Source organism: Pseudomonas sp. ES4, from assembly GCF_050586665.1.
Classification (GTDB): domain Bacteria; phylum Pseudomonadota; class Gammaproteobacteria; order Pseudomonadales; family Pseudomonadaceae; genus Aquipseudomonas; species Aquipseudomonas frederiksbergensis.
Map to the genome: position 1 here is coordinate 1 of NZ_JBOBDO010000028.1, position 23,831 is coordinate 23,831.

At 59.4% G+C, this 23,831-nt stretch carries 18 protein-coding genes; 6 read left to right on the forward strand and 12 right to left on the reverse strand.

Annotated elements, in window-relative coordinates; translation table 11 throughout:
* The coding region (locus tag ACQ4OB_RS24055) for a DUF5801 repeats-in-toxin domain-containing protein (protein WP_430956576.1) at positions 1 to 1,513 on the forward strand (1,513 nt) is incomplete at its 5' end.
* A 116-nt stretch (positions 1,514 to 1,629) separates the two neighbouring features.
* Here ACQ4OB_RS24055 and ACQ4OB_RS24060 read toward each other — a convergent pair.
* The 6 genes from ACQ4OB_RS24060 to ACQ4OB_RS24085 form a co-directional block, all read right to left on the reverse strand.
* Complete coding sequence (locus tag ACQ4OB_RS24060; protein ID WP_430956577.1) at positions 1,630 to 2,373, reverse strand: response regulator transcription factor; 744 nt, start codon at positions 2,371 to 2,373, stop codon at positions 1,630 to 1,632.
* Between the two features lie 587 nt (positions 2,374 to 2,960).
* On the reverse strand, positions 2,961 to 4,340 hold the full coding sequence (locus ACQ4OB_RS24065; protein ID WP_074876634.1) for a TolC family outer membrane protein: 1,380 nt from the start codon (positions 4,338 to 4,340) through the stop codon (positions 2,961 to 2,963).
* Between the two features lie 2 nt (positions 4,341 to 4,342).
* A complete protein-coding gene (locus ACQ4OB_RS24070) occupies positions 4,343 to 5,656 on the reverse strand; it encodes an HlyD family type I secretion periplasmic adaptor subunit (RefSeq protein ID WP_430956578.1) in 1,314 nt (437 codons plus the stop codon).
* Positions 5,637 to 7,418 carry a type I secretion system permease/ATPase gene (locus tag ACQ4OB_RS24075; protein ID WP_102616625.1) on the reverse strand — a complete coding sequence of 594 codons (1,782 nt, stop codon included), beginning with the start codon at positions 7,416 to 7,418 and terminating at the stop codon, positions 5,637 to 5,639. Before ACQ4OB_RS24075 ends, ACQ4OB_RS24070 begins: the two co-directional genes overlap by 20 nt.
* Positions 7,419 to 7,709: 291 nt before the next feature.
* Positions 7,710 to 8,945 (reverse strand): saccharopine dehydrogenase family protein, encoded by a 1,236-nt coding sequence (locus ACQ4OB_RS24080; protein ID WP_074876630.1) that lies wholly within the window; start codon positions 8,943 to 8,945, stop codon positions 7,710 to 7,712.
* A gap of 27 nt (positions 8,946 to 8,972) precedes the next feature.
* Positions 8,973 to 10,070 (reverse strand): carboxynorspermidine decarboxylase, encoded by a 1,098-nt coding sequence (locus ACQ4OB_RS24085; RefSeq protein ID WP_430956579.1) that lies wholly within the window; start codon positions 10,068 to 10,070, stop codon positions 8,973 to 8,975.
* A gap of 261 nt (positions 10,071 to 10,331) precedes the next feature.
* On the opposite strand from ACQ4OB_RS24085, the gene ACQ4OB_RS24090 reads away from it, so the two are divergent.
* On the forward strand, positions 10,332 to 10,979 hold the full coding sequence (locus ACQ4OB_RS24090; RefSeq protein WP_430956580.1) for an MliC family protein: 648 nt from the start codon (positions 10,332 to 10,334) through the stop codon (positions 10,977 to 10,979).
* A 253-nt stretch (positions 10,980 to 11,232) separates the two neighbouring features.
* Here the strand turns inward: ACQ4OB_RS24090 and ACQ4OB_RS24095 are convergent, their stop codons facing one another.
* From ACQ4OB_RS24095 to ACQ4OB_RS24120, 6 genes are all read right to left on the reverse strand, one after another.
* Positions 11,233 to 12,417, reverse strand: a complete 1,185-nt coding sequence (locus ACQ4OB_RS24095) for a patatin-like phospholipase family protein (RefSeq protein WP_074876626.1) — start codon at positions 12,415 to 12,417, stop codon at positions 11,233 to 11,235.
* Between the two features lie 100 nt (positions 12,418 to 12,517).
* Positions 12,518 to 12,982: a MaoC family dehydratase gene (locus ACQ4OB_RS24100; protein ID WP_430956581.1), complete on the reverse strand. Its 465-nt coding sequence runs from the start codon at positions 12,980 to 12,982 to the stop codon at positions 12,518 to 12,520.
* A gap of 13 nt (positions 12,983 to 12,995) precedes the next feature.
* The gene (locus tag ACQ4OB_RS24105; RefSeq protein ID WP_430956582.1) at positions 12,996 to 13,727 is read right to left on the reverse strand and encodes a hypothetical protein; all 732 of its coding nucleotides are present in this window, start codon (positions 13,725 to 13,727) and stop codon (positions 12,996 to 12,998) included.
* Positions 13,728 to 13,793: 66 nt separating this feature from the next.
* A complete protein-coding gene (locus ACQ4OB_RS24110) occupies positions 13,794 to 14,894 on the reverse strand; it encodes an AI-2E family transporter (protein ID WP_430956583.1) in 1,101 nt (366 codons plus the stop codon).
* A gap of 78 nt (positions 14,895 to 14,972) precedes the next feature.
* A complete protein-coding gene (locus tag ACQ4OB_RS24115; protein ID WP_074876618.1) occupies positions 14,973 to 15,608 on the reverse strand; it encodes a response regulator transcription factor in 636 nt (211 codons plus the stop codon).
* A 4-nt stretch (positions 15,609 to 15,612) separates the two neighbouring features.
* Positions 15,613 to 17,889, reverse strand: a complete 2,277-nt coding sequence (locus tag ACQ4OB_RS24120) for a PAS domain-containing sensor histidine kinase (protein WP_074876614.1) — start codon at positions 17,887 to 17,889, stop codon at positions 15,613 to 15,615.
* A gap of 231 nt (positions 17,890 to 18,120) precedes the next feature.
* Here ACQ4OB_RS24120 and ACQ4OB_RS24125 point away from each other — a divergent pair, with 231 nt between their 5' ends.
* From ACQ4OB_RS24125 to ACQ4OB_RS24140, 4 genes are all read left to right on the forward strand, one after another.
* A complete protein-coding gene (locus ACQ4OB_RS24125) occupies positions 18,121 to 19,743 on the forward strand; it encodes an acyl-CoA synthetase (RefSeq protein ID WP_074876612.1) in 1,623 nt (540 codons plus the stop codon).
* A gap of 125 nt (positions 19,744 to 19,868) precedes the next feature.
* Complete coding sequence (locus ACQ4OB_RS24130) at positions 19,869 to 20,195, forward strand: DUF485 domain-containing protein (RefSeq protein WP_074876610.1); 327 nt, start codon at positions 19,869 to 19,871, stop codon at positions 20,193 to 20,195.
* Positions 20,195 to 21,865 carry a cation acetate symporter gene (locus tag ACQ4OB_RS24135; RefSeq protein WP_102616630.1) on the forward strand — a complete coding sequence of 557 codons (1,671 nt, stop codon included), beginning with the start codon at positions 20,195 to 20,197 and terminating at the stop codon, positions 21,863 to 21,865. The genes ACQ4OB_RS24130 and ACQ4OB_RS24135 overlap by 1 nt, the downstream gene beginning before the upstream one ends.
* A gap of 64 nt (positions 21,866 to 21,929) precedes the next feature.
* Positions 21,930 to 23,702, forward strand: a complete 1,773-nt coding sequence (locus ACQ4OB_RS24140) for an acyl-CoA dehydrogenase C-terminal domain-containing protein (protein ID WP_430956584.1) — start codon at positions 21,930 to 21,932, stop codon at positions 23,700 to 23,702.
* Positions 23,703 to 23,831: the final 129 nt, after the last annotated feature.

Sequence of the window (23,831 nt, forward strand, 5' to 3'; positions counted from 1 at the left end):
GCACCCCGATGCCACCAATCCCGATGATTCGAAGACTCTATCGGCGGACAATCTGGTGACACTGATAGGGACCAAGACCGATGGCGACGGCGACAGTGCCCAGGCGACACTCAATATCGGGCAAAACCTGATATTCAAGGACGACGGCCCATCGCTCGCATTCGGCAACCTGATCGGGACCGGTAGCGTCCTTGCTCAATATGGGTTCTGGAACAACTCGGCCGGAGCCGACGGGCTGGGTGCGACCGGTTTGAATATCTCGTTGGTGAATGGCCAGTTCACCATCGTCAGACCGGACAACACGACCACAACCGGGACCGGCACGCTCATCGAGCAGACGCCCTCACCGGATGCCAATGGCGCGTACCAATTCGCAGGGACGTTGACCGGCGATTTCGACAATAACGCCAATACAGCGGATACCAGCGTCGACTACACGTTGACCGCCTATGCCAATGGCAGCTATGCACTGGATCTTGAGCAAGGCTTCGGTTCGACGATCGTCCAGAGCTCTGAAGACGGCTCGCTCGGTGCCGGTGGCCCGGATCCCGTGCGCACATTGCTGATTCCGCCGCAGAATCCGCCGACTATTCCTTCGCCCTCTGAGGAGATTGTCTTTTTTGGTGTTAACGCGACCACTACCGCAGGCGAAATATTTTCCGCCATCACCGTGGGAGCGCCCGACCTCACCGAAACGCAAATAGAAGCCGGCGGGTTTGCATTCATCGGCACCGCGAACATGAACGTCAGCACTTCCGGCATCGGCATTGCCAACAACAACCTGGATGGAAACGGGACGGCAGGCATCAATGCCGGTGACGAGAGTTTCGTTATCAATCCCGAGACCTTGTTGACGAGCCTGAAAGTTTTCATCGACAACTCGGTGCAGGGGTATGACCCGGCAACGGAGGAACTGTATTACACGATCTTCTACGCTGACGGCACGACGTCGGGTTCGCCGACGAAGGTTCTTGCCGCTGACCTGACCTCGGAGGATGGAGGACAGACGTCCTTCCTCATCGAGCGAGTGGACTCCAAGCTCATTGACGCGGTTCAGCTCACGATGGGCCTGGGCGTGATCAAGATCCCGGTGATCGAGTTCATTCAGGAGTCCGAGAACCTGGCCAGCGACCTCCAGCTGGCGTTCAGCGCGACGCTGACGGACAAGGATGGGGACTCGGCGACGAGTACGTTTGACGCCAACCTGTTCGCCAACGACCCGGCCAACGCGCTCTTCGACTTCACGCTGGTTGGTACAGGCGGAGAGCGTGATGCCTTCAACATTGATTTGTCAGTCGATGAGAACCTGTACCAGGTCACCGGCTTCGATGCGGACCCAAGCCTGCGAGACACGCTGGTGCTCAACGGCGACCAGAATGCCGTGGTCCAATCGATCGACATCTCCGGCGCAGACAGCATCGTGACGATTGCCGAGGATGGCGGACAAACAACCACCATCACCTTGGTCGGGGTCGATGTTCTGGCTAGCGACATTGTTTTTGGCGGCGCCTGAGGTATCGCGCGCGTAAAGAATACGAGGGTGGCGCAAACCACCCTCGCAGCGGATCGCCTGCGTGCTGAATCCTCTGGGACGACAACACGGTGACGGCCCAGACGCGCCAAGGGGTGTCAGAGCGTCTTGTTTTGACGTGAAGCCAAATCCATTTCCACCCAAGTGGAATCGAGTGGTTTTTCGTCGTTGGTAAGCCCGTGCTTCAGCGCATACATCAGCAAGTCGATGCGGTTGATGAGATTAAGCTTTTGATAAATGTTGCTGAGGTGGTTGTGCACGGTGTGCTCGCTGATGCCCAGGCGCCCGGCGATGCTGATGTATTTGGCGGACGGATCCCCCACGATGGCGCGAATCAGTTCTCTCTCGCGCAACGTCAGCCGCGCTTGTTTCGCCTGCTCCAGATTGCACTTCAAATGTATATGTCCGGTCGCGGCGTAGCCGGAAAGCCCACCGGCCCAGGCTCTATCCAGTCCAATGTCGCGGTGGTGGACCGTGATGATGGCCTGGATGATCGATTCTGTCGGGTCTTCCGCCAGCACGATGCCGCGAGCGCCCGCCTCTATTGCCTGGGCAACGGGGACGGCTTCGTACAAGCCCTTGAGCACCAGCACTTTCATTTCAGCGCTGCGGGTGAGTTGCGCGACGACCTCCAACGGGTTCAGCGCATCTGGAAAGAAACTGAAAAAAATGACATTGGGACGCATCTGATCGGCAAGATCCAGCGCGCTGGTATAGGTGGTGGCCTGGCCGCTCACTTCCATCTGAGGCTTCCTGGCATTGATCAGGTCGTGAAGCCCCATGAGCACGAGGGGACGACAATCGATCAGCATCACGCGTATGGGTTTTCTGTGGGTCGTCATTACTTTGCTGACTCCCTTGAGAATGAACCATGACCTCCATCCATTGGACTTCCTGGATCAGCGGCCCGCTCACTTGGTCCGCGCGATCGAAGGACAGATACGAACGCCGACAGGCCTGAGCGACACTAGCGTCACCGGCTGAAGTTGAGGACGTTTGCAAACCCCGGGCAAGCTATCGAAAAAACTTAAATAGGAACAACAATCAATAGCTTGCGCATGTGGATGTGCTCCATCCAGCCACTGAACTGAGTCTAGGCCAGCCCAGCGCACTACCCGCCCGCCCATTCCATCAGCCGTCACCTCAAACCTCATGCGCATAGCCCCGTAAATCTTCCCACGGGTGCCCTCAACCTCAAGAAATCAAGGTCTTAGGCTCGCTGCGGAAGACCTGCGACCTAAGCCTGAATCCGATCAAAATCGTCAACTAACCGACAAGTGGCGTGAAGCCAGCACAGAATAAACTCTGGCGTCAATTTTTCGGCGAAGCCTGTCTCGCCGAGCCATGCAACCACCGCCAGAACTGCTGGAGGTCAGGCTGAAATTGGCGTTCAGTTTGGGCGGGATCCACAGTCGGTATTGCGGCAGGATCAGGGGGATGTCAGGTTTTGGCTGGCGCTGACGGGGCCCAGCCAGGCATTAACGCTTTCGACACTTTCGGCAGGCGACTTTCCCGCCCAGCGATTGAGCGTGAGGACATTGGTGACGAACTCATATTGCGTCTTGAGCAGATCACGACGAGCCCGGAATTCGTTGCGTACGCTGGCTAGTACATCGACGGCATTGACCATTCCGTAATTGAGCGCTTTCTCTGCCGCCACCCTGGACAGCTGTGCCGAGCTCAGGGCATTTCGGCTCGCGCTAATCTTTTCTACGCTCGAATTGGCGGTCAGGTAAGCGCTCGTGATCTCTTTGACCACCCGGCGCCGGATCGCTTCCAGTTCCTGCTCGGCGGTAATCTGATCCTGGTAGAGACCACGGACCCGCGCCGAGGTCGAGCCACCGCTGTACAGCGGCACCTGAACGCCAATGCCGGCGACATAACTGTCTGTGCGCGGCGTCAGGGCATTGTTGTAGCCTTCGTTTGTCTCTTGTGCGCTCAGGCTCAGACTCAGGGTCGGATAGTGCCCGCCCTTACCGCTGCGCAACGCAGCGCCCGCCGCTTCGACACCGCTTTCGTTGGCCTTGAGTGCAGGGTTTAGCGCCATACCCTCGCGCACCCAGGTTTCAAGGCTCTGCGCCGAAACCCGTAGTTGCACGTCATCGCGAATCCGGTTGAGCTTCTCCTTGACTGGCCGGCCGACGATCTCCGCCAATGCCTCGCGACTGATACTGGCCTGGTTGCGGGCATCCAGCTCCTGCGCAGCGAGCAAATCGACCCGGGCCTTGAGGTCGAGTTGGTCGGTAATCAATGCCAACTGCTTTTCGTACAACGCATTGACTCGGTCCAGGCTCTTTTGCGTGGTTCGACGTTCCGCCCTCACCAACTCCAGTTCATCCTCGGCCGCCAATGCGGTGAAGTAACGCCGGGCCAACTCCACGGTGGCCTCGGCCTGGGCTTCCAACGCCTCAGATTCGGACTGCCTGGCCAGGCTTTTGAATTTCTGATAGTTCTCCCATGCGACCTTGTTGTAGAGGTACTGACGCAACACCAGGCTGTAGCTTTCGCTATCGTAACTCTGCTGCACCAGGTCGTTTTCCTGGTGAATTCGATTCGTCCCGGCGTTCATCGATACCTGCGGAAACAGCGCCCCCATGGCCTCGCGCTGATGTTCCCGGCCCGCCTGCGCTTGTGCAAAGGAAGCCAATATCCGCGGATCCTCCAGTCGCGCCTCGCGATACAACTGCATGAGGTCGGTGGAAAACGTCGAGGCGCTGACCCCGTTTGGTGTTGCTGCCGGGGTTTGCGCCAGCGCGGCACCCGCTGCAAGCATCAGCAGACCGCCCAGCAGAACTGCCGACGCGCGCACGGTTATTCCTCGATCATCGATTGAGACAGGGCATCGCGAGCCGGCTGCACCAAGTACTGCAACAGCGTGCGCTGCCCGGTGATGATCAACACGTCCGCCGGCATCCCCGGCAGCAACTTGCGCTCACCCAGGGTCTGCGCACCGGCTTCGGTGACCCGGATCCGCGCCAGATAATAGGCAGCCCCGGACTTTTCATTGGTCAGTCGGTCAGCCGATACGCTGCTGACCTCGCCTTCGATCACCGGAGTGGTCGAGCTGTTGAACGCGGCGAAACGGATATCGGCACGCTTGCCGATGGCGATGCGATCAATGTCCATCGGCTCCACCTGGGCCTCTATGACCAGCTCGGAAACCGATGGAACAATGTCCAGCAGCGGCGTTGCCGGACGCACGACGCCACCAATGGTGTGCACGGTCATGCCAATCACCATGCCCGCGTCGGGTGAGCGGATGACGATACGGCTGAGCCGGTCTTCCAGGGCTGAGGTTTTCTCTTGCAGGTCGTACATCCTGGTTTGCACTTCGGCCAGCTGCTTGACGACCTCGGCATTGAAATCCTTGTCGATTTGCAGAATCTGCAGCTGTGTTTCGTTGATCTGCAGACGAGTCCTGTTGATGGTTGAACGGTGATCGGCCACTTCCGACCTGAGCATTCCCAGCTTGCGCTCCTGCTCAATCAGACGTTGTTTGTCAACGAACCCTTGCTTGAGCAGGTCGGTCAATTCACCGATTTCACCGCTGTAGGATTTCTCCAGGTGAACCTTGGCAGCGATCATCGATTCCAGTCCCTTGATTTGTTGATGCAACTGGCCAATGCGCTCCTTCAACACCGAAATCTGGCCCAGCCTCGAGCCCTGCCGGGCATTGAACACCTGGGTCTCGCCTTGGCGCGCTTCCACACCTCGCACACTGGAGGGATCGGCTATCTCCCCAAAGCTGATCGCCGACAGCGCGTCGCGCTCCGCCCGGAGTCTTGCTTCCATGGCTCTGGCCGCGACGAGCTGGCTTCGGGTCATCTCGTATTCGAAGCGCAACTGGGCATCATCGAGAATGATCAGTGGATCATCCCGCTTGACGATGTCACCGTCATGGACCAACACCGCTTTGACGATGCCCCCTTCCAGATGCTGGACCGTTTTGCGGTAAGACTGCACGGTGACCACGCCAGGCGCGTAAGCGGCACCGTCCAGCGGCGCGAGCGCCGCCCAAGTGCCAAACAGGCCGAAGATCACCCCGACAATGCCAAAACCCAGGCGACGGATTTTTCGGTCGGATACCGGCAGGTCGGCGAAGCTGTCAATTTGACGATTGGGCATCGTACGGTCCATCCGCATCGTCCTTGCTGGTAGCGACCGAAGCCATGTTGGCGCCGGCTTGCGCGGTGTGCTTTTGTACCTGCTGCTGCGCGTTGAGTTTGGCCAGCACGTGCTCGCGTGGCCCATAGAGGCTGATAACGCCGTCGGTCATCACCATCAACCGGTCAAGTTGCGACACGATGTTGGTTCGGTGGGTAATCACAAACAGGGTCGCGCCATTCCGCTTGAGCTGCTGGATGGCTGCTGCCAGGGCGCGATCACCGACTTCGTCGAGATTGGAATTGGGCTCGTCGAGAACAATCAGCCGTGGGTTGCCATATAGAGCGCGGGCCAGTCCTATGCGCTGGCGCTGTCCTCCCGACAGCATGACCCCTTCGCTGCCAATGACGGTGTCGTAGCCATCCGGCAACAGCAAAATCATTTCGTGAACGCCAGCAGTCCTGGCGGCCAGAATGACTTTCTCGGAATCGACCTCGGCGAAGCGCGCAATGTTCTCGCTGACGCTGCCTTCGAATAATTCAATGTCCTGGGGCAAGTAACCGATATGGGGCCCAAGCTCATGTTTGTCCCACGCGCTGATGTCGGCACCATCCAGGCGGACCACCCCATGCTGCGGCACCCATACCCCCATCAGTGCCCTGGCCAGGGTCGACTTGCCCGCGGCACTTGGGCCAATGATTCCCACCATGCAGCCGGCAGGTACGCTGAAGCTGATGTTTTTGATGATCGGGGTTTTCGAACCAGGTGCCGTGACCACCAGGTTTTCCACTTGCACGTGCCCCTGAGGCGCAGGCAAGGACATACGCTCGGGCTGAGCCAGTTGCTTGTCGAGAATGTCGTTGAGACGGGCGTACTGCGAGCGGGCCGCAATAAAACCCTTCCAGCTGCCGATGATCAGATCAATGGGGGCCAATGCGCGCCCCAGCAGTACAGACCCGGCAAACACCAGGCCTACCCCCAACTGCTGCTCCACGGCCAGGTACGCCCCCAGTCCAAGGACCAGTGATTGCACGAGGATACGGAAGGATTTGGAAATCGTACTGACGATGGCCCCTCTATCGCTCGCCCGGGACTGCAGCAACAGGACGTTCCTTTGCCGACGCCCCCAACGGTCCATCAGGGTTTCAAGCATGCCCATGGACTCGATGACTTCAGCGTTGCGCAGATTTTTCGTGGTGTAGAGCGTCGCGCCAATATGCTCCTTGTTGGCCTGGGCCAGTGCCGGTCCCGTCAGCCGCTCATTGATAAACGCGAGTAACAGCAACAACAGCGCACTGCCCGTCGCGACCCAGCCAAACCAGGGATGAAACAGGAACATCACCGCGATATAGATCGGCAACCAGGGCGCATCGAAAAAGGCGAACAATCCATTACCGGAGAGAAACTGCCTCAAGCCCGTCAAGTCGTTCAGCGACTGGGCCGAAGCATCCATGCCGCCACTGTCCAGTGCCCGTTTGAAACTGGCCTTATAGACCTGGCGACTGAGCAACACATCCAGCCGGGTGCTGACCCGGACCATGATCCGAGAACGAACCCATTCCAGTGAGCCGAGCGTGACCACCAGCAAGGTCATGATCAGCGTCAGCATTGCCAGGGTCGTCAGACTTCTACTGCTCAGCACTCTCCCATACACCTGAAGCATATAGAAGATAGGAACGAGCATTAGCGCGTTGATGAAAAGACTGAAAAAACCCACAGAAATGAAGCTGTCTCTACAGGCTTTCAACGCATTTTGCAGGCTGTTTTCAGGTGTGCTTCGCATTGAAACCCCTGCTCGAGAAGCCATCCATTGTGGAGCTTAGATCATGCCGTACCACTACGTAGGGCAATCGGCCGGATCGCCTCAGGCAACGAGCATTACCCCTGCAACAACCCGGCGATGAACAACGCGCAAGAGACTGCCGACGTCGAAGCCAGGATGGATTTCAGTGGTTCGCGCCGGAACGAAAAAAGGACCCGAAGGTCCTGATTTCAATGATTTACAGAATTCACTGTAGATCTTTAGCTGGAGCGGGAAACGAGACTCACCTGTATTTCAGGAGCCTCAGGCGTTTCAGCTCCACGGACGATCTCCATTTTCGTCCTTGATGCGGGTCGGCAGGCCCATCACATCCAGCGCCTTGAGGAACGGCTCGGCCGCAAGCTCCTCGACGTTGGCCATGCGCTGCACGTCCCACTCGCCACGGGCGACCAGCAAGGCTGCGGCCACGGGCGGCACGCCTGCGGTATAGGAAATGCCCTGGCTGTCAGTTTCCGCATAAGCGTCTTCATGATCAGCCACGTTGTAGATGAACACTTCGCGCGGCTGGCCATCCTTGGTGCCCTTGACCAGGTCGCCAATGCAGGTTTTGCCGGTGTAGCCAGGCGCCAGCGAGCTCGGATCAGGGAGCACGGCCTTGACCAGTTTCAGCGGCACGACTTCCAGGCCTTCGGCTGTCTTGACCGGTTGCTCGGAGAGCAAGCCAAGGTTCCTGAGTACGGTGAACACATTGATGTAGTGTTCGCCGAAGCTCATCCAGAAACGCACGTTGGGCACGTCGAGGTTCTTCGACAGCGAGTGCACTTCATCGTGGCCGGTCAGGTACAGGTTCTGCTCGCCTACGACCGGCAGGTCGTCGGTGCGTTTGACTTCGAACATCGTGTTGCTGGTCCACTGGCTGTTCTGCCAGCTCCACACTTGTCCGGTGAATTCGCGGAAGTTGATTTCCGGGTCGAAATTGGTGGCGAAATACTTGCCATGGGAACCGGCGTTGACGTCGAGAATGTCGATCGAATCAATGCGGTCGAAATACTGTTGTTGCGCCAGTGCTGCATAGGCGTTGACCACACCCGGGTCGAAGCCCACGCCGAGAATGGCGGTAATGTTCTTCTCTTTGCACTCTTCGAGGTGGTTCCACTCGTAGTTGCCATACCAGGGCGGCGTCTCGCAGACTTTGCCTGGTTCTTCGTGAATGGCGGTGTCCAGATAGGCCACGCCGGTATCGATGCAGGCGCGCAGCACCGACATGTTGAGGAACGCGGAACCGACGTTGATGACGATCTGCGATCCGGTTTCGCGGATCAGCGTCTTGGTCGCTTCGACATCCAGGGCGTTCAGCGAGAAGGCCTGGATTTCGGCGGGCACTTTGAGGCTGCCCTTGGCCTTGACGCTGTCGATGATGGCCTGGCACTTGGAGATGTTGCGCGACGCGATAGCAATACGACCGAGTTCATCGTTGTGCTGCGCGCACTTGTGGGCCACCACCTTGGCGACACCTCCTGCACCAATGATAAGCACGTTCTTCTTCAATTTTTCTCTCTCTCCTTCTCTGCCAGCTTACGAAAGGCTGGACATGTAGTCGTTGTAATCAAACTCACGAACCACTTCGACTGTACCGTCGAGTTGTTTCACTACGATGGACGGCATTTTCAGGCCGTTGAACCAGTTCTTCTTGACCATGGTGTAGCCCGCTGCATCGATGAACGACAGCCGATCCCCAATCGCCAGCGGACGATCAAACTGATATTCACCGAAAATGTCTCCGGCCAGGCAGGATTTGCCGCACACCATGTACGTGTGCTCACCCTCGCTAGGCGCCAGCTTGGCATTCAGGCGATAGATCAGCAGATCGAGCATATGCGCTTCGATGGAGCTGTCCACAACCGCCAGGTGCTTGCCGTTGTAGAGGGTGTCGAGCACGGTGACTTCCAGCGACGCGCTCTGCGTGATGGCCGCTTCGCCCGGTTCCAGGTAGACCTGAACGCCGTATTTTTGCGAGAAAGCCTTGAGGCGCGCGCAGAACTCGTCCAGTGCGTAGCCATCACCTGTGAAATGGATACCGCCACCGAGGCTGACCCACTCGACCTTGTGCAGCAAGTCGCCAAAGCGTTCTTCGATGGTGCACAGCATCTGGTCGAACAGGCCGAAATCACCGTTCTCGCAATTGTTGTGGAACATGAAGCCAGAGATCTGCCCGATGACCTGCTCGATCTTCACCGGGTCCCACTCGCCCAGACGGCTGAACGGTCGCGCGGGGTCAGCCAGCAGATAATCCGAGCTGCTCACCTGCGGGTTGACCCGCAGGCCACGCACCTTGCCGGCCGAAGCCTCGGTGTAACGCTGCAACTGACCGATGGAGTTGAAGATGATCTTGTCGCAGTTTTCGAGCATTTCCTCGATCTCGTCGTCGGCCCAGGCCACGCTGTAGGCGTGGGTTTCGCCAGCGAACTTCTGTCGACCGAGCTTGAGCTCGTAAAGCGACGACGACGTGGTGCCGTCCATGTATTGCTGCATCAGGTCGAACACCGACCAGGTGGCGAAGCACTTGAGTGCCAGCAGGGCCTTGGCCCCGGACTGTTCGCGCACGTAGGCGATCTTCTGCATGTTCGCCAGCAGCTTCTGTTTATCGATGAGGTAGTACGGCGTTTTGATCATTTCGAGGCGCCTCCGGCAAGGCCAGCCAAAAAAGGATGCGCATTGTGCCTTCACTGGCCACATATCGAAAGAGCAGGAAGCGCTCTCCTGGTGAAACGCGGTTCAATTTAAGTCCAAAGCACCCCGTAGGCCAGACCGGGAGTGGCAAGTTTTGAGCACTGACTTACACTCGATACACCCAATGCGAATGAATCAATGTCCAACGGATCGATAGGTTCCATGGCACTCCGGGGATCACGTAATGATCTGGGTGAAGCCAACATGAAAACGGTCACCAACCTTTTCACCTGTCTGCTCGCTGCCAGCGTTTGCGCGGTGACGAGCACCTGCGCCCAGGCGGCATCGTTCGAGACCAGCTTCGACTGCGCCACGGCCAGGGCATCCGTCGAAAAGCTTATCTGTCGTGATCGGCAACTGGCGCAGATGGATATCGAACTGACGCGTCTTTATCGCCTGGCGCTCACGGATCAACGGTCTGTACCGCGGCCAGATAAAATCTTGATCGACCAGGAGTTCTGGATCGACTCCCGCAATCAGTGTGCATCCACGTCTGAGCCCAAGGCGTGCACGATCCGAAGTTATGCCGAGCGCGCGCACCAGCTGCGCCAAGGCTCGGCCATTGTGAGAACCAAGGATCCAGACAGGCTCACCGAAGGCCCCCTGGCTTTTCGGTGTACCGGGTTAACCCCACTGATTGCCGCCACCTTCTTTAATACGCAGCCAGGCGTCGTGTACCTGAAATGGGCGAACACCTCGATCACCCTGAACCAGGTGCCGAGTGATTCGGGAACCCAATACACAGGCAAGGATTCCCAGGGGAGCTACCGCTTCTGGCAAGACGGCAACGGGGTGATTTTCCAGAAACCAGGTTCAGGGGCGATGAGTTGTACGGCTGAACCGGTCAGCTGATTTCTCCGAGACAAGTCCGAAAAATCAAGCGCCGCTATTTCCGTATTTCAGCCGCAACACTTTTGTAGCAGCTGCCGAGCCTGCGAGGCTGCGTTCGGCTTCGCAGCAGTCGTAAATCAGTCATTTGCAGTACGTCAGACATACCGCGTCAGCCGGACTCACGACTGCTGCGCAGCCGAACGCAGCCTCGCAGGCTCGGCAGCTGCTACAAATCGTGTTACGGATCGGTATCGGGTAGAGCGCCGGCCCTCCCTCACGTACTCGGCGATTTATGCCACGGATAGCCTTTCGCGCTGAGTTCAAAGGCGTATTCGAACAAGCGCTTCATGTACTCGCCATCGAATCTGTGATTACGGGAAATATCAAAGTCGGAGCCGATGTACGCCAGATTGAAGTCCGCGCCATCCTGCTGTGCAATTCGGTAAATCCGATCCAGATCGCTGATCCCCTGAGTCTGGATCAACGCGCTGATGGCGCGACCGCCGATGCTCAAGGTGCGACGCTTGGTTCCGGACCATTGCAGCTCCAATTTGCCGTTGCGAATGACATAGAAATGCCGTTCATCACGCAAACGCGCCCCGGTCACGCGGTTCAGCGCCATCACAGTGCCAGGTGGATAGAGAAACACCTGAGTCAGGACGCCTCCGTCCACGTGCATTTCCTGAAACTGTTGGCCGTCAACCTCCACATCGATCATGACCGGTGAGACTGCGCCGGGAATACTCATCGACGCGATCATGATGTTGCGAAACAGGTCGAGCGCGCCCGGTGCCTGGCTTGAGGCAATAGCGCCCATGTTCCAGGTGACCGGGCGCCCTGAATCGAGATCGGTGGTGCCGATCATCAGAAGGCGTCCTTTGGCGTATTCCGAGGCGATCGCCGCAAGAACCTCGGCGGTAATGTGCTGTGCAATCAGCCGCGACAGTGGCTTGCTGTGCGCCATACCATCGCTGGCAAGACGGGTCAGCATATTGCGCGGATGGAAAATGTCTTTTGGACCGACTGCATTGCAGATACCCAGAATGACACTGTCGTACTGGGGCCCCAGGTAGGCAAATGGGGCGACCAGGGCGCCAGCGCTGATGCCGGTGACGACTTTGAACACGGGACGAGACCCATGCTGGGTCCACCCCGCAATGATGCCCCCGGCGAATGTGCCGGCATCGCCGCCCCCGGAAACGGCCAACATGCTGGCCAACGGCAGGGTGTCATTGGGCATCCCTGCGCTGGCAAGCGCTTCGGCTTCTCGAAGGTTGGCCTGACTCACATCCCGAATGAACGGCGTCAGGTCCTGGTCCAGCCAGTAGCGGGCATCTGGAATGCCTGGAATAAGCGCTTTTTCGGTTAAGGTTGGCGGCACCGCATCACGGCGTTGCAGGCACGCTTGGCGCAACATGTTCAGCGTTGAAGCGCCAGGCATGAGCAGGAATGTTTTCACAACGCCGCCTCCCGCCCCTGCAATCGACAAGGAACGCGCTCAGTGCAACGGCAAGACGCCTTGCCGCTCACGCCCGCTCCATATACCCATGACTACTGTCTCAATCAGGCGCCGGTCTTCTGAACACCAGCAGTTTGCCGGTGGCTCGTTGCACGACCTTATCGTTTTGATTGAGTGTTTCCATGAACAGGGTCACCACACCCCGGTCCGGCTTGGTGCTGGACGGATCGATGGCCTGAACGGTGCATTGCAGGCGCAACAGATCGTCCGGGTAGGTTGGCGTCGGCCAGCTCAATTTGATACCCAGGCCGATGATCCCGTCTGCCAATGGCACGCTTTCCACCAACAACTTCATGGTCAGGGCTGCGGTGTTCCAGCCACTGGCTGCCAGACCACGGAACAGGCTCAGTTCGGCGGCTTCAGGATCGAGGTGAAACGGTTGCGGGTCGAATTCCTGAGCAAAGGTCAGCATCGACGCTCGATGGACACGCAGGCTGTCGCTTTCGAACTGCTGACCCAGGCTCAAGTCATCTAGATAGAGTTTTTCCCAGGAATGAATGGTCATGATTCAACCCTCTCTAGGCGTAGCTGATGTCGCTGAGGTCGATAGCCACCAACAAGACGTCCTTGTCTGGCTGCCCGTCTGCTCCGCGCCGATAGGCTCGCCGTTTGCCGGGCATGCGCAGCCCGACTGCTTCAACGTAGTCATGGACATACTGCGCGGCAGGCAGGCCACCACTCACGTCAACGTTGTAGTCATGTCGACGAAGCAGGAAGTCTTCGCCGAAGTAGAAATCCTGCACCGCGCAGTGGGTGGTGATGTTCTCGGGAAAGGTCACCTGTAATCGTCGCCAGCGCTGTGTTCCCTCTTGCCAGGGTTCGACTTCCTCGGCCAGGACACCCGGCAAGGTGAACAGGAACGGCATGGTCAGGTAGGACCAGAGCGCGTAACCGTTGAAGTACGCCCGCTGAAGTGGATCCCAAGGGGATGTTTGCCCGTGTCCGCGAAAGGATTCCCGGGGCGCTGGTCGCTCGGCAATCACCTTGCCCTCGGTGGTTTCGATGGCGATGCGGTCCGGCGTGTAGGCGGTCCGTTGATCAGGCCCACCGAATGGCATCACCGAAGCGCGCTGTTCATGCAGCCAAACGGTCATCTGCCGGGGCGTGCTGTCCTGCGTCAGCCCTTTCATGCCCCATAGCGAGCCGCCAGTCACGAGGGTGGCGCGAACTTTACTGAAGTGGCTCCAGCGTTCCAGACCACCATGGGCGATCAGCACCTGGTCCAGCAGTTGATGACTCTGTGTCGTCATGATGGCAGCCCTGCTCGTCAGGGCGAATGGCCTGAATATCTTTCATGCTAGCGCAAGCCCGGGCAGTCATAACGTCGGCGGGACGTCCGGTCTGTTCTGTGGCTGATCCTCTACCCATTGCCAGAACAACTGATAGCCGACCGCAAGCACCACCGGGCCAATGAACAAGCCGAGGATACCGCTCGTGACCATGCCCCCCAAGGCACCGATCAGCACCACCGGCATTGGCACATCGACGCCGCGCCCCAGCAGCAAGGGCTTGAGTACGTTATCCACCAGCCCGGCAATGAACACATAGATGGCGAAGATGATCGTCACCGTACTGGCCCCTTCGGTGGCGAACACATAGGCAATCACCGGCAGCGTAATCAACGTTGCAGGTAATTGCATGATGCCGAGCAGCAGCACCGCCAAGGCCAGCAGACCGGCACCGGGAACCCCCTTGAGCACGAATCCGATGCCTACCAACAGCATCTGGATGAAGGCGATGCCGACCACGCCCAGCGCGACTGCACGAATCGTCGCGGTACACAGTTCGGCGATTTTCGGCCCCTTGCCCGGATCGCTGACGCGGGAAGCGATCTGTATCGCACTGCGCCTGCCGCTCTCGCCGTAGGCCATGAAAATGCCGGCAATGATCAGGGCAAAGATAAAGGTAAGAAAGCCCATGCCGACGCCGGCCAGTTTGGCGAGGAAACCCACACTGAAATGTTTTATCTGCGGCAGGTACTTCGCTGTCAGGTCTGGAAGATCGGTAGAGGCCTGCAGCCATACTGCCGAGATCGACTTGCCCACTAAAGGCCATTCAGCAACTGAATCGGCGGGTGGCGGAATATGGAATTTGCCGTCCCTGATGATGGTCATGGCGTGCTCGACCGAATCGGCAATCGAGGTGACCAACAGGTAGATCGGCACCATCAGCACTACGATTGCGACCAGCACAATCAGGGTCGCAATACGGCCGTCTTTCTGACCCAGCGGCCCCTTGAGCCGCTCTTGCAATGGATAAAGCGTGATCGCCAGGATCACCGACCACAGCATAAGGTCGCGAAACGGGCTGAAGATCTCAAAGCAGAACAGCACCAGTACGGCAATCAACCCGGCACGGATCAAAACATCGAGCAGACTGCGAGTAAACGCTTTCTCGGAACTGGATGTGGGCACCATTGCTGCCTCCTTGCAGATCGCTGCAGAGGGATGGGATCGGTAAGCCCAGCATAGACGCCAAATGGAAAGCGTGAGCAATCACCGCAGCTTCAGCGGATCGACCAGTTCAGCGGCGATGGCCATGCCCACCAGGTCCGGCAAGGTATTGGCCTGCATGCGTTTCATTACCCGCGAACGATACAGGTCGACGGTTTTTGCGCTCACGCCCAGTTGTTCGGCGATCTCGCGGGTGGTGTAACCCTGGACCAGCGGCAGCAAGACATCGCGCTCTCGTGGGGTCAGTGTCAGCAAACGCGCCTGCAAGGCTTCATGGCCCTGATTGCCCGAGCGGTTTGCCGCGCAGTTGCTGAGCGCCTGTTGCACGCTGTCCAGCAGCAATTGCTCGTTGTACGGCTTCTCGATGAAGTCATGGGCGCCCGCCTTGAAGGCGCGAACCACGATCGGTACATCTGCGTGCCCGCTGACGAAAATGATCGGCAGGTTCAGCTCACGTGCGCGCATTTCTTCCTGCACGTTCAAACCGCCCATGCCGGGCATTCGAACATCGAGCAGCACGCAAGCATCAAGACTGGCATCACAGGCATTGAGAAACGCCACGCCGCTGGTAAACGGCAAGGCCTTGAGTCCGACCGATTCCAATAACCAGACCGTTGAGTCGAGCATGCCTTGGTCATCGTCGACCACATACACCACGTGCTCTGTCACACCTGCCATTACGTTATTCCTGTTGTTGTTTTGTTGGGCCGGCCAGCGGCAAGCGGCAGCACATCAGCAGCCCGACAGGTTGGCGTCGGGCCTGCAATTCACCACCGAACCCTTCGATGATGCTGCGGCTCATGGACAAACCAAGCCCCAGGCCATCGGCCTTGCTGGTATAGAACGGGGTAAATATCTGCTCCAGTTCCGGCTCGCTGACACCCGGGCCCTGGTCTTGCACACTGATTTCCACGGTTGCACCAGCGCCCTGCTCCGCTGCCATCACGATCAGCGAAGGCTGCCCCGGATGTCGTTCGCGGTTGGCGTCGATGGCGTTTCGCAGGAGATTAAGCAGGACCTGCTCCAGCAGCACCCGGTCGGCATAAATCGGCGGCAGATTATCCGGCAGGCGGTCCTCGATTGTCACTTGGCAATTGCTCGCCTCCCAGGCACACAAGCGCACGGCCTCGCGGGCGACGTCGGTGAAATTCAGGGCTTGCATCCGGCGTTGTCCCTTGCGCAGAAACGCGCGCAAACGTCTGATCACTTCTGAAGCATGCGTGGCGTGATGGGTAATGCGCTCCAGCCCTTGCGCCACTCGGGCGGCGGCCTGGGGATTGGAGTCCAGCGTCTGCAAATAGCGCTGACTGGCATTGGCGTAATTGACCACCGCCGCCAACGGCTGGTTGATTTCGTGTGCGATGCCCGAGGCCAATTCACCCAGGGTGACCAACCGCGCGGTGTGCGCCAGTTCGTCCTGATGGCGGCGCTGTTGCACTTCACGCAGTTCACGCTCGGTCATGTCCCGCGCCACCAACGAGTAATAGCGCTCGCCGCCGGCCGAACGGTGCGCCAGCAGCACCAGCGACACCGGCACCGAAGTGCCGCCCCCCGGTGGCTGCAATCGCGCATCGGTGCTCCAGACACCGTCGCGTTCGGCGCTGCTCCAGCCATCACGTTGCAGACGTGCCAGGTCGCTGCTGGCGAACAGTTCCGCCAGGGCCGGCATCGGTTGTTGCTCGTCGATCCCGAGGATGCGCCGCGCCGCGGGATTGAGGTAAGTGACTTGCCCCTCGGGGTCGATGAACAACACCGGGTCGGTGTTGGCTTCGACCACCTCCGCCAGGCGCCGCTTGTTCTCCTCGGCTTGCACCCGGGCGGTAATGTCCCGGGAGACGCTGACCACTTCAACCACCGTCCCGGTGTAGGTTTCACGAATCGCCCGGCTCGCGGTTTCGAACCACAGGTAATGCCCGTCGCGATGACGAATGCGATAGGTCATCGTGTGATAACCGTCCTGCTCCAGGGCATCGCGCGCGCGTTGCACCAGGCTGGCCAGGTCCTGACCATGGAACAAACCCTGGGCCATTTGCCCTCGCAACTCCTCCGGCCAGTAGCCGAGCAATGTCCAGGACGCGGGCGAGGCATCCAGAAAGCGCCCGTCGGGTGTATGCCTGGAAATCAGGTCGGTGGTGTTTTCGATGATCAGCCGGTACAACCGGCGTGCCGTGGCCGCTTCACGCTCGGCCAATACTTGTGCCGTGGCATCGCGGCAACGGGCAAGCACGCGGTTGTCCTGAGGGTCGGGGATAAACGTCCAGATCAGGATCTGCGCGTCCAATTGGGCTTCGACCCCTTCGATGGCGCGCTGCTGGTCCAGGCAGGCACGGACCAGCACCCGGTGATTGACTGGCAGAAAACCCAGCACATCAGTCAGCGGTTTTTCGGCGAGCAGTGCCAACAGCGCGGCATTGAACTCCAGCGGTCGGCCCTGGGCATCGAGCAACAGGCTCGGTTGCGGGTCGTGGCCCAACAGCGGCGAGCCGCGCAGCATGCCGTTGACGCTGCTCAGCAAGGTCGTCAGCAAGTCCTGCACCCAACCCAGCCAATCAAGACTCACGCCTTCGCACACTTCCACCAGCAACAGCCCCGGCTGCCCCGGTTGTAACGCCAGATCAAACACCTGGCCATGGCTGATAGCGGCCCGGCGCAATCGCCCGGCCAACCAGCAATCGAGTTGACGTACTTGCGCCAGATCCAGCCGCCCCGCTTCGGCCAGCCGATCAAACAACCGCTGATCGCTGGCCAGCGAAGGGTCGCCCAGCCCCGGTGGAAAATGCTGGGCGGCGCCCTCGTGGCTGTAAATCCGCGCATTGGCTTGCCAACTCAGATAAACCGCCCGGCGCACCTCGGGGCAATCCTGCAGCGCACGGCACAACGCATCGGCCCGGGCGGCCAGCGACACGCCCTCGCGCTGCAGGCGCAACCAGCTGTGCAATCGAACGGGGGTCAGGGTCATCACAGGTCCGCTTCGTTGGGGAAGCCAAGGATATACCGGCCTCGGCGGTGTGGCTGTATTGATTTAGATCCGCAAGAATCAAATATAGTACATATCCTATATAACGTAGGTTGTACTTCCATATCAGTAGCTGAATGTTATATAAAGCAAACCGGACATAAAAGGTGCCCCCAGCGGCGACGCTGCAAGGGTCACCTATAGAGCTAACAATCAGCCACCGAGTACCCGTACATGTCGATCTATGAACAAGGGCTAGGCCCTGCGGCTGTCAATCATATTGCCTTGTCTCCGCTCAGCTTCATCGAGCGCACCGCCAGCGTTTATCCAGACTACCCCGCCGTCATCCATGGCTCTATCCGCCGCACCTGGGCGCAGACCTACACCCGCTGCCGTCGCCTGGCGTCGGCTCTGGCCGGGCGCGGCATCGGCAAGAACGACACCGTAGCGGTGATGCTGCCCAACATTCCCGAGATGCTGGAAGTGCACTTCGGCGTGCCGATGATCGGCGCGGTGCTCAACCCGCTCAACGTGCGCCTGGATGCCGAAGCCATCGCCTTCATGCTGCAACATGGCGAAGCCAAGGTGCTGATTACCGACCGCGAGTTCCATGATGTGATCCACGCGGCGATCGGCATGCTGGATCACCCGCCGCTGGTGATCGATGTCAATGATCCGGAATACGGCGAAGGCCAGGCGGTCAGTGATCTGGACTATGAAGCGCTATTGGCCGAAGGCGACCCTGCTTTCGCCTGGCAGTGGCCCGATGATGAATGGCAAGCCATCTCGCTGAACTACACCTCAGGCACTACTGGCAACCCTAAAGGTGTGGTTTACCACCATCGCGGTGCATACCTGAACTCGCTGGGCAACCAGATGACCTGGGCCATGGGCAACCACCCGGTCTACCTCTGGACCCTGCCGATGTTCCATTGCAATGGTTGGTGCTACCCGTGGATCATCACCGCCATGGCCGGTGTGCATGTGTTCCTGCGCCGTGTCGATCCACAGAAAATCCTCACGCTGATCCGCGAGCATCAGGTCACCCACCTGTGCGCCGCGCCGATCGTGCTCAATGCCTTGGTCAACATGCCGGAATCGGCGAAAGCGGCGATCGATCACCCGGTCAACGCCATGGTCGCCGGTGCCGCACCGCCGGCCAAAGTGATCGGCGCCGTGGAAGAAATGGGCATCAAGGTCACCCACGTCTATGGCCTGACCGAAACCTACGGTCCGGTGACGCTCTGCGCCTGGCATGCCGAGTGGGACGAGTTGCCTCTGGACGAACGGGCGCAAATCAAATCCCGTCAGGGCGTGCGCTACCCGACGCTCGAAGGCGTGATGGTCGGCGACTCGAAGACGCTGGAGCCGACCCCGCGAGACGGTCAGACCATCGGTGAGATCTTCATGCGCGGCAACACCGTGATGAAGGGCTACCTGAAGAACCCGACCGCCACGGCCGAAGCGTTCGAGGGCGGCTGGTTCCACACCGGCGACCTGGCGGTGTGTCATCCCAACGGTTACGTCGAAATCAAGGACCGACTCAAGGACATCATCATTTCCGGCGGCGAGAACATTTCCACCATCGAACTGGAAGGTGTGCTCTATCGCCATCCAGCCGTCATGGAAGCGGCCGTCGTCGCCCGCCCTGATGAGAAGTGGGGCGAAACGCCCTGTGCCTTTATCACATTGAAGGCTGATCACCAGGACGTTCGCGAGGCCGACATCATCGGTTTCTGCCGCGAACACCTGGCCGGTTTCAAAGTCCCGCGCACGGTGGTGTTCACCCTGCTGCCGAAGACCTCAACCGGCAAGATCCAGAAGTACGTTCTGCGCGACAGGGCTAAAGCGCTCTAACCCGAACCAACGTTGTACCCGTCAAGCGGCAGGTGCCTTTACCTGCCGTTTCGGGCTCGTGCACGCCGAATTCGGCGCTGCCCTGCCCCTTACACACTGATAACAAAAACAATGTGGAGCCACCCATGATCGACATCCATTCAACCGATACCCAACGCTGTGAACGCATTCGGTCCAACCCGAAATTCCTTCAATTGGTGAACAGCCGTTCGCGCCTGGCCTGGTCGCTGAGTGCTGCGGTGCTGGGCATTTACTATGCGTTCATGCTGGTGGTGGCGTTTGCCCCGCAGTGGCTGCATGCACCGCTCGCCGAACATCGGATGTTGACCCTGGGCATGCCGGTTGGCGCGGCGATCATCATTTTTTCCTGGCTACTGACCGGTTGGTACGTCTACAGCGCCAACACCCGCTTCGACGCACTGGGCGCGGCCATTCTCGAGGAGAGCAAGTAATGAACCTGCTACGTAAACTTCTCCTCGCCGCTGCCGGGCTGTTGCCGGCCTCCGTCGTGCTGGCTGCACCCGCGCTGGGTGCGGTGGAAAAACAACCGCTCAACCTGCATGCGATCGGCATGTTCTTCGTCTTCGTGCTGGGCACGCTGGCCATCACCTGGTGGGCCGCGCGGCAAACCAAATCAACGTCCGACTTCTACACCGCAGGCGGTGGCATCACCGGGTTCCAGAACGGTCTGGCGATTGCCGGCGACTACATGTCCGCCGCCACGCTACTGGGGCTGTCCAGCCTGGTGTTCGCAAAGGGTTATGACGGTTTCATCTATACCATCGGTTTCTTCGTTGGCTGGCCGATCATCACCTTCCTGATGGCCGAGCGCTTGCGCAACCTGGGGCGCTACACCTTTGCCGACATCGTGTCCTATCGACTGGACCAGAACAAAGTGCGGATCTTCGCCGCGTTTGGTTCGTTGACGGTGGTGTGCTGCTACCTGATCGTGCAGATGGTCGGTGCGGGGCAGTTGATCAAGTTGCTGTTTGGCCTCGACTACCCGGTAGCCGTGGTGATCGTCGGCGCGCTGATGCTGGTGTATGTGATTTTCGGCGGCATGATCGCCACCACGTGGGTGCAGATCATCAAGGCTGTGTTGCTGTTGGCTGGCGGCACGACCCTGGCGTTGATGGCCATGTCGCAATTTGGCTTCAGCTACGAAACCCTGGCCAGCAAAGCCGTCGAAGCCCATGCCAGCGGCTGGAACATCATGGGCCCCGGCTCAATGCTCGCCGACCCGATCAACACCGCTTCGATGTCGCTGGGCCTGGTGTTCGGGATTGCCGGTCTGCCGCACATCCTGATGCGCTTCTTCACCGTGCCTAACGCCAAGGAAGCGCGTAAGTCGGTGTTCTACGCCACGGGCTTCATCGGTTTCTTCTTCCTCGTTGTCTGCACCCTGGGCTTTGCCGCGATGGTGATCATCGGCACTGACCCGCAGTACTACGTTAATGGTGAAGTCGGCGGCGCGTTGATTGGCGGCGGCAACATGGTTGCGATGCACCTGGCCAAAGCGGTCGGTGGCAACCTGTTCTTCGGGTTCCTCTCGGCCGTAGCCTTCGCCACCATTCTGGCGGTGGTCTCCGGGCTGGCCCTGGCCGGTGCTTCGGCGATTTCCCACGATCTCTACGCCACGGTGTTCAAGAAAGGCAAAGCCAGCCAGAAACAGGAAATGCGCGTGACCCGCATGGCCACTGTGGGCCTTGGCATCATCGCGATTCTGCTGGGCATTCTGTTCGAGAAGATGAACGTCGCGTTCCTGGTGGGCCTGACCTTCGGTATCGCCGCATCGACCAACTTCCCAGTGCTGATCATGGCCATGTACTGGAAAGGCCTGACCACCAAAGGCGCAATCATCGGCGGTTTCGCCGGCCTGATCTGCGCACTGGTGCTGGTGATCCTTTCGCCAGCGGTCTGGGTCACCGTGCTCGGCCATGCTCACGCGATCTTCCCGTACGACCACCCGGCGCTGTTCTCCATGCCGCTGGCGTTCTTCGTGATCGTCGTGGTGTCGAAACTCGACCGCAGCGTGCGGGCCGACAAGGAGCGTGACGCTTACGCCGACCAGTTCGTTCGCGCCCAGACCGGCCTCGGTGCCGCCAGCGCTTCCGCTCATTGATTGAAAGGGCACGGCCTGCTCTAGCGGCGCCGTGCCCATCGCACAACCTTTTGAGGTTCACGTTATGCCCGAATTCAACGCCCCGCTGCGCGACATGCGCTTTGTCTTGCACGAAGTGTTCGACGCCCCGGCCCTGTGGGCACGCTTGCCGGCCCTGGCCGACAGTGTCGACGCCGCCACCGCTGACGCCATTCTTGAGGAGGCGGCCAAAGTCACCTCGCACCTGATTGCGCCATTGAATCGCAGCGGTGACGAGGAAGGCGCCCAGTGGGTCGATGGCCAGGTCAGCACGCCAATCGGTTTCAAACAGGCTTATGCCACCTACATCGAAGGCGGCTGGGTGGGCCTTTCCGGTAACGCTGATTTTGGCGGCATGGGCATGCCGAAGATGCTCGCCGTGCAGTTCGAAGAAATGCTCTACGGCGCCAACTCCAGCTTCGCGCTGTATTCGGCGTTGAGTTCCGGTGCCTGCCTGGCGCTGGATGCTCACGCCAGCGACACCCTGAAAAACCTTTACTTGCCGCCGATGTACGAGGGCCGCTGGGCCGGCTCCATGTGCCTGACCGAAGCCCACGCCGGCACCGACCTGGGGATTATCCGCACCCGCGCCGAACCTCAAGCCGACGGCAGCTTCAGCATCACCGGCAGCAAGATCTTCATCACCGGTGGCGATCAGGACCTGACCGAAAACATTGTGCATCTGGTGCTGGCCAAACTGCCGGACGCACCCGCGGGGCCGAAAGGCATCTCACTGTTCGTCGTGCCCAAGGTGCTGGTCAATGCCGACGGTTCCCTCGGCGCTGCCAATGCCGTGAGTTGCGGGTCGATCGAACACAAGATGGGCATCAAGGCCTCGGCCACCTGCGTGATGAACTTCGACGGCGCCAGCGGCTGGCTGGTCGGCGAGGCCAACAAAGGTTTGGCAGCGATGTTCACCATGATGAATTACGAACGCCTGTCCATTGGCATTCAGGGCATTGGCTGCGCCGAAGCGTCCTATCAGAGCGCCGTCGCCTATGCGCGTGAGCGGGTTCAGAGTCGCGCGCCGACCGGTGCCATTGCTCCGGACAAAGTGGCTGACCCGATCATCGTCCACCCCGACGTGCGCCGCATGCTGCTGAGCATGAAAGCCATGACCGAAGGCGGCCGTGCGTTCGCCAGCTATGTCGGCCAGCAACTCGATCTGGCGAAGTTTTCCGATGACGTCCAGGAACGAGACAACGCGCAAACCCTGGTTGCGCTGCTGACGCCGGTGGCCAAGGCGTTCTTCACCGACACCGGCCTGGAAAGCTGCATCAACGGCCAGCAGGTGTTCGGCGGTCATGGCTACATCCGCGAATGGGGCCAGGAACAATTGGTCCGCGACGTGCGCATCGCGCAGATCTACGAAGGCACCAACGGCATTCAGGCCCTGGACTTGCTCGGACGCAAGGTGCTCGCCGACAAGGGCTTCGCGCTGCGCCAGTTCACCGCTGAGATCCGTCATTTCGCCCATCAGCCTGACGCGCCCTACTGCACTCAACTGTTCGATGCCGTGCAGCGTCTGGAAGACCTGAGCGACTGGCTGCAGGATCGGGCCGCGACCAATCGCAACGAAGTCGGCGCCGCGTCGGTGGAGTATTTGCACCTGTTCGGTTACGTCGCCTACGCCTGGCTTTGGGCACGCATGGCACAGGTTGCCAAGCAAAAGCTGCCCGAAGACCAAGGGTTTTATGGCGCGAAAATCGCCACCGCCGACTTCTATATCCACCGCCTGCTACCGCGCATTTTGAGCCTGGAGCAATCCATCCGCGCGGGCAGTGCCTCGTTGTTTGGCCTGAGCGCCGAACAGTTCTAACGATTGAACCGCACGCGGCGTCACGCTCCTCTCTTTTTGGCGTTCGCGTTTTTTTATCGATAAGCCCTCGCCCACCTGGCGAGGGCCGCGGGACCTGTCTTTCCATAATAAAAACAAAGGGGCTTCACC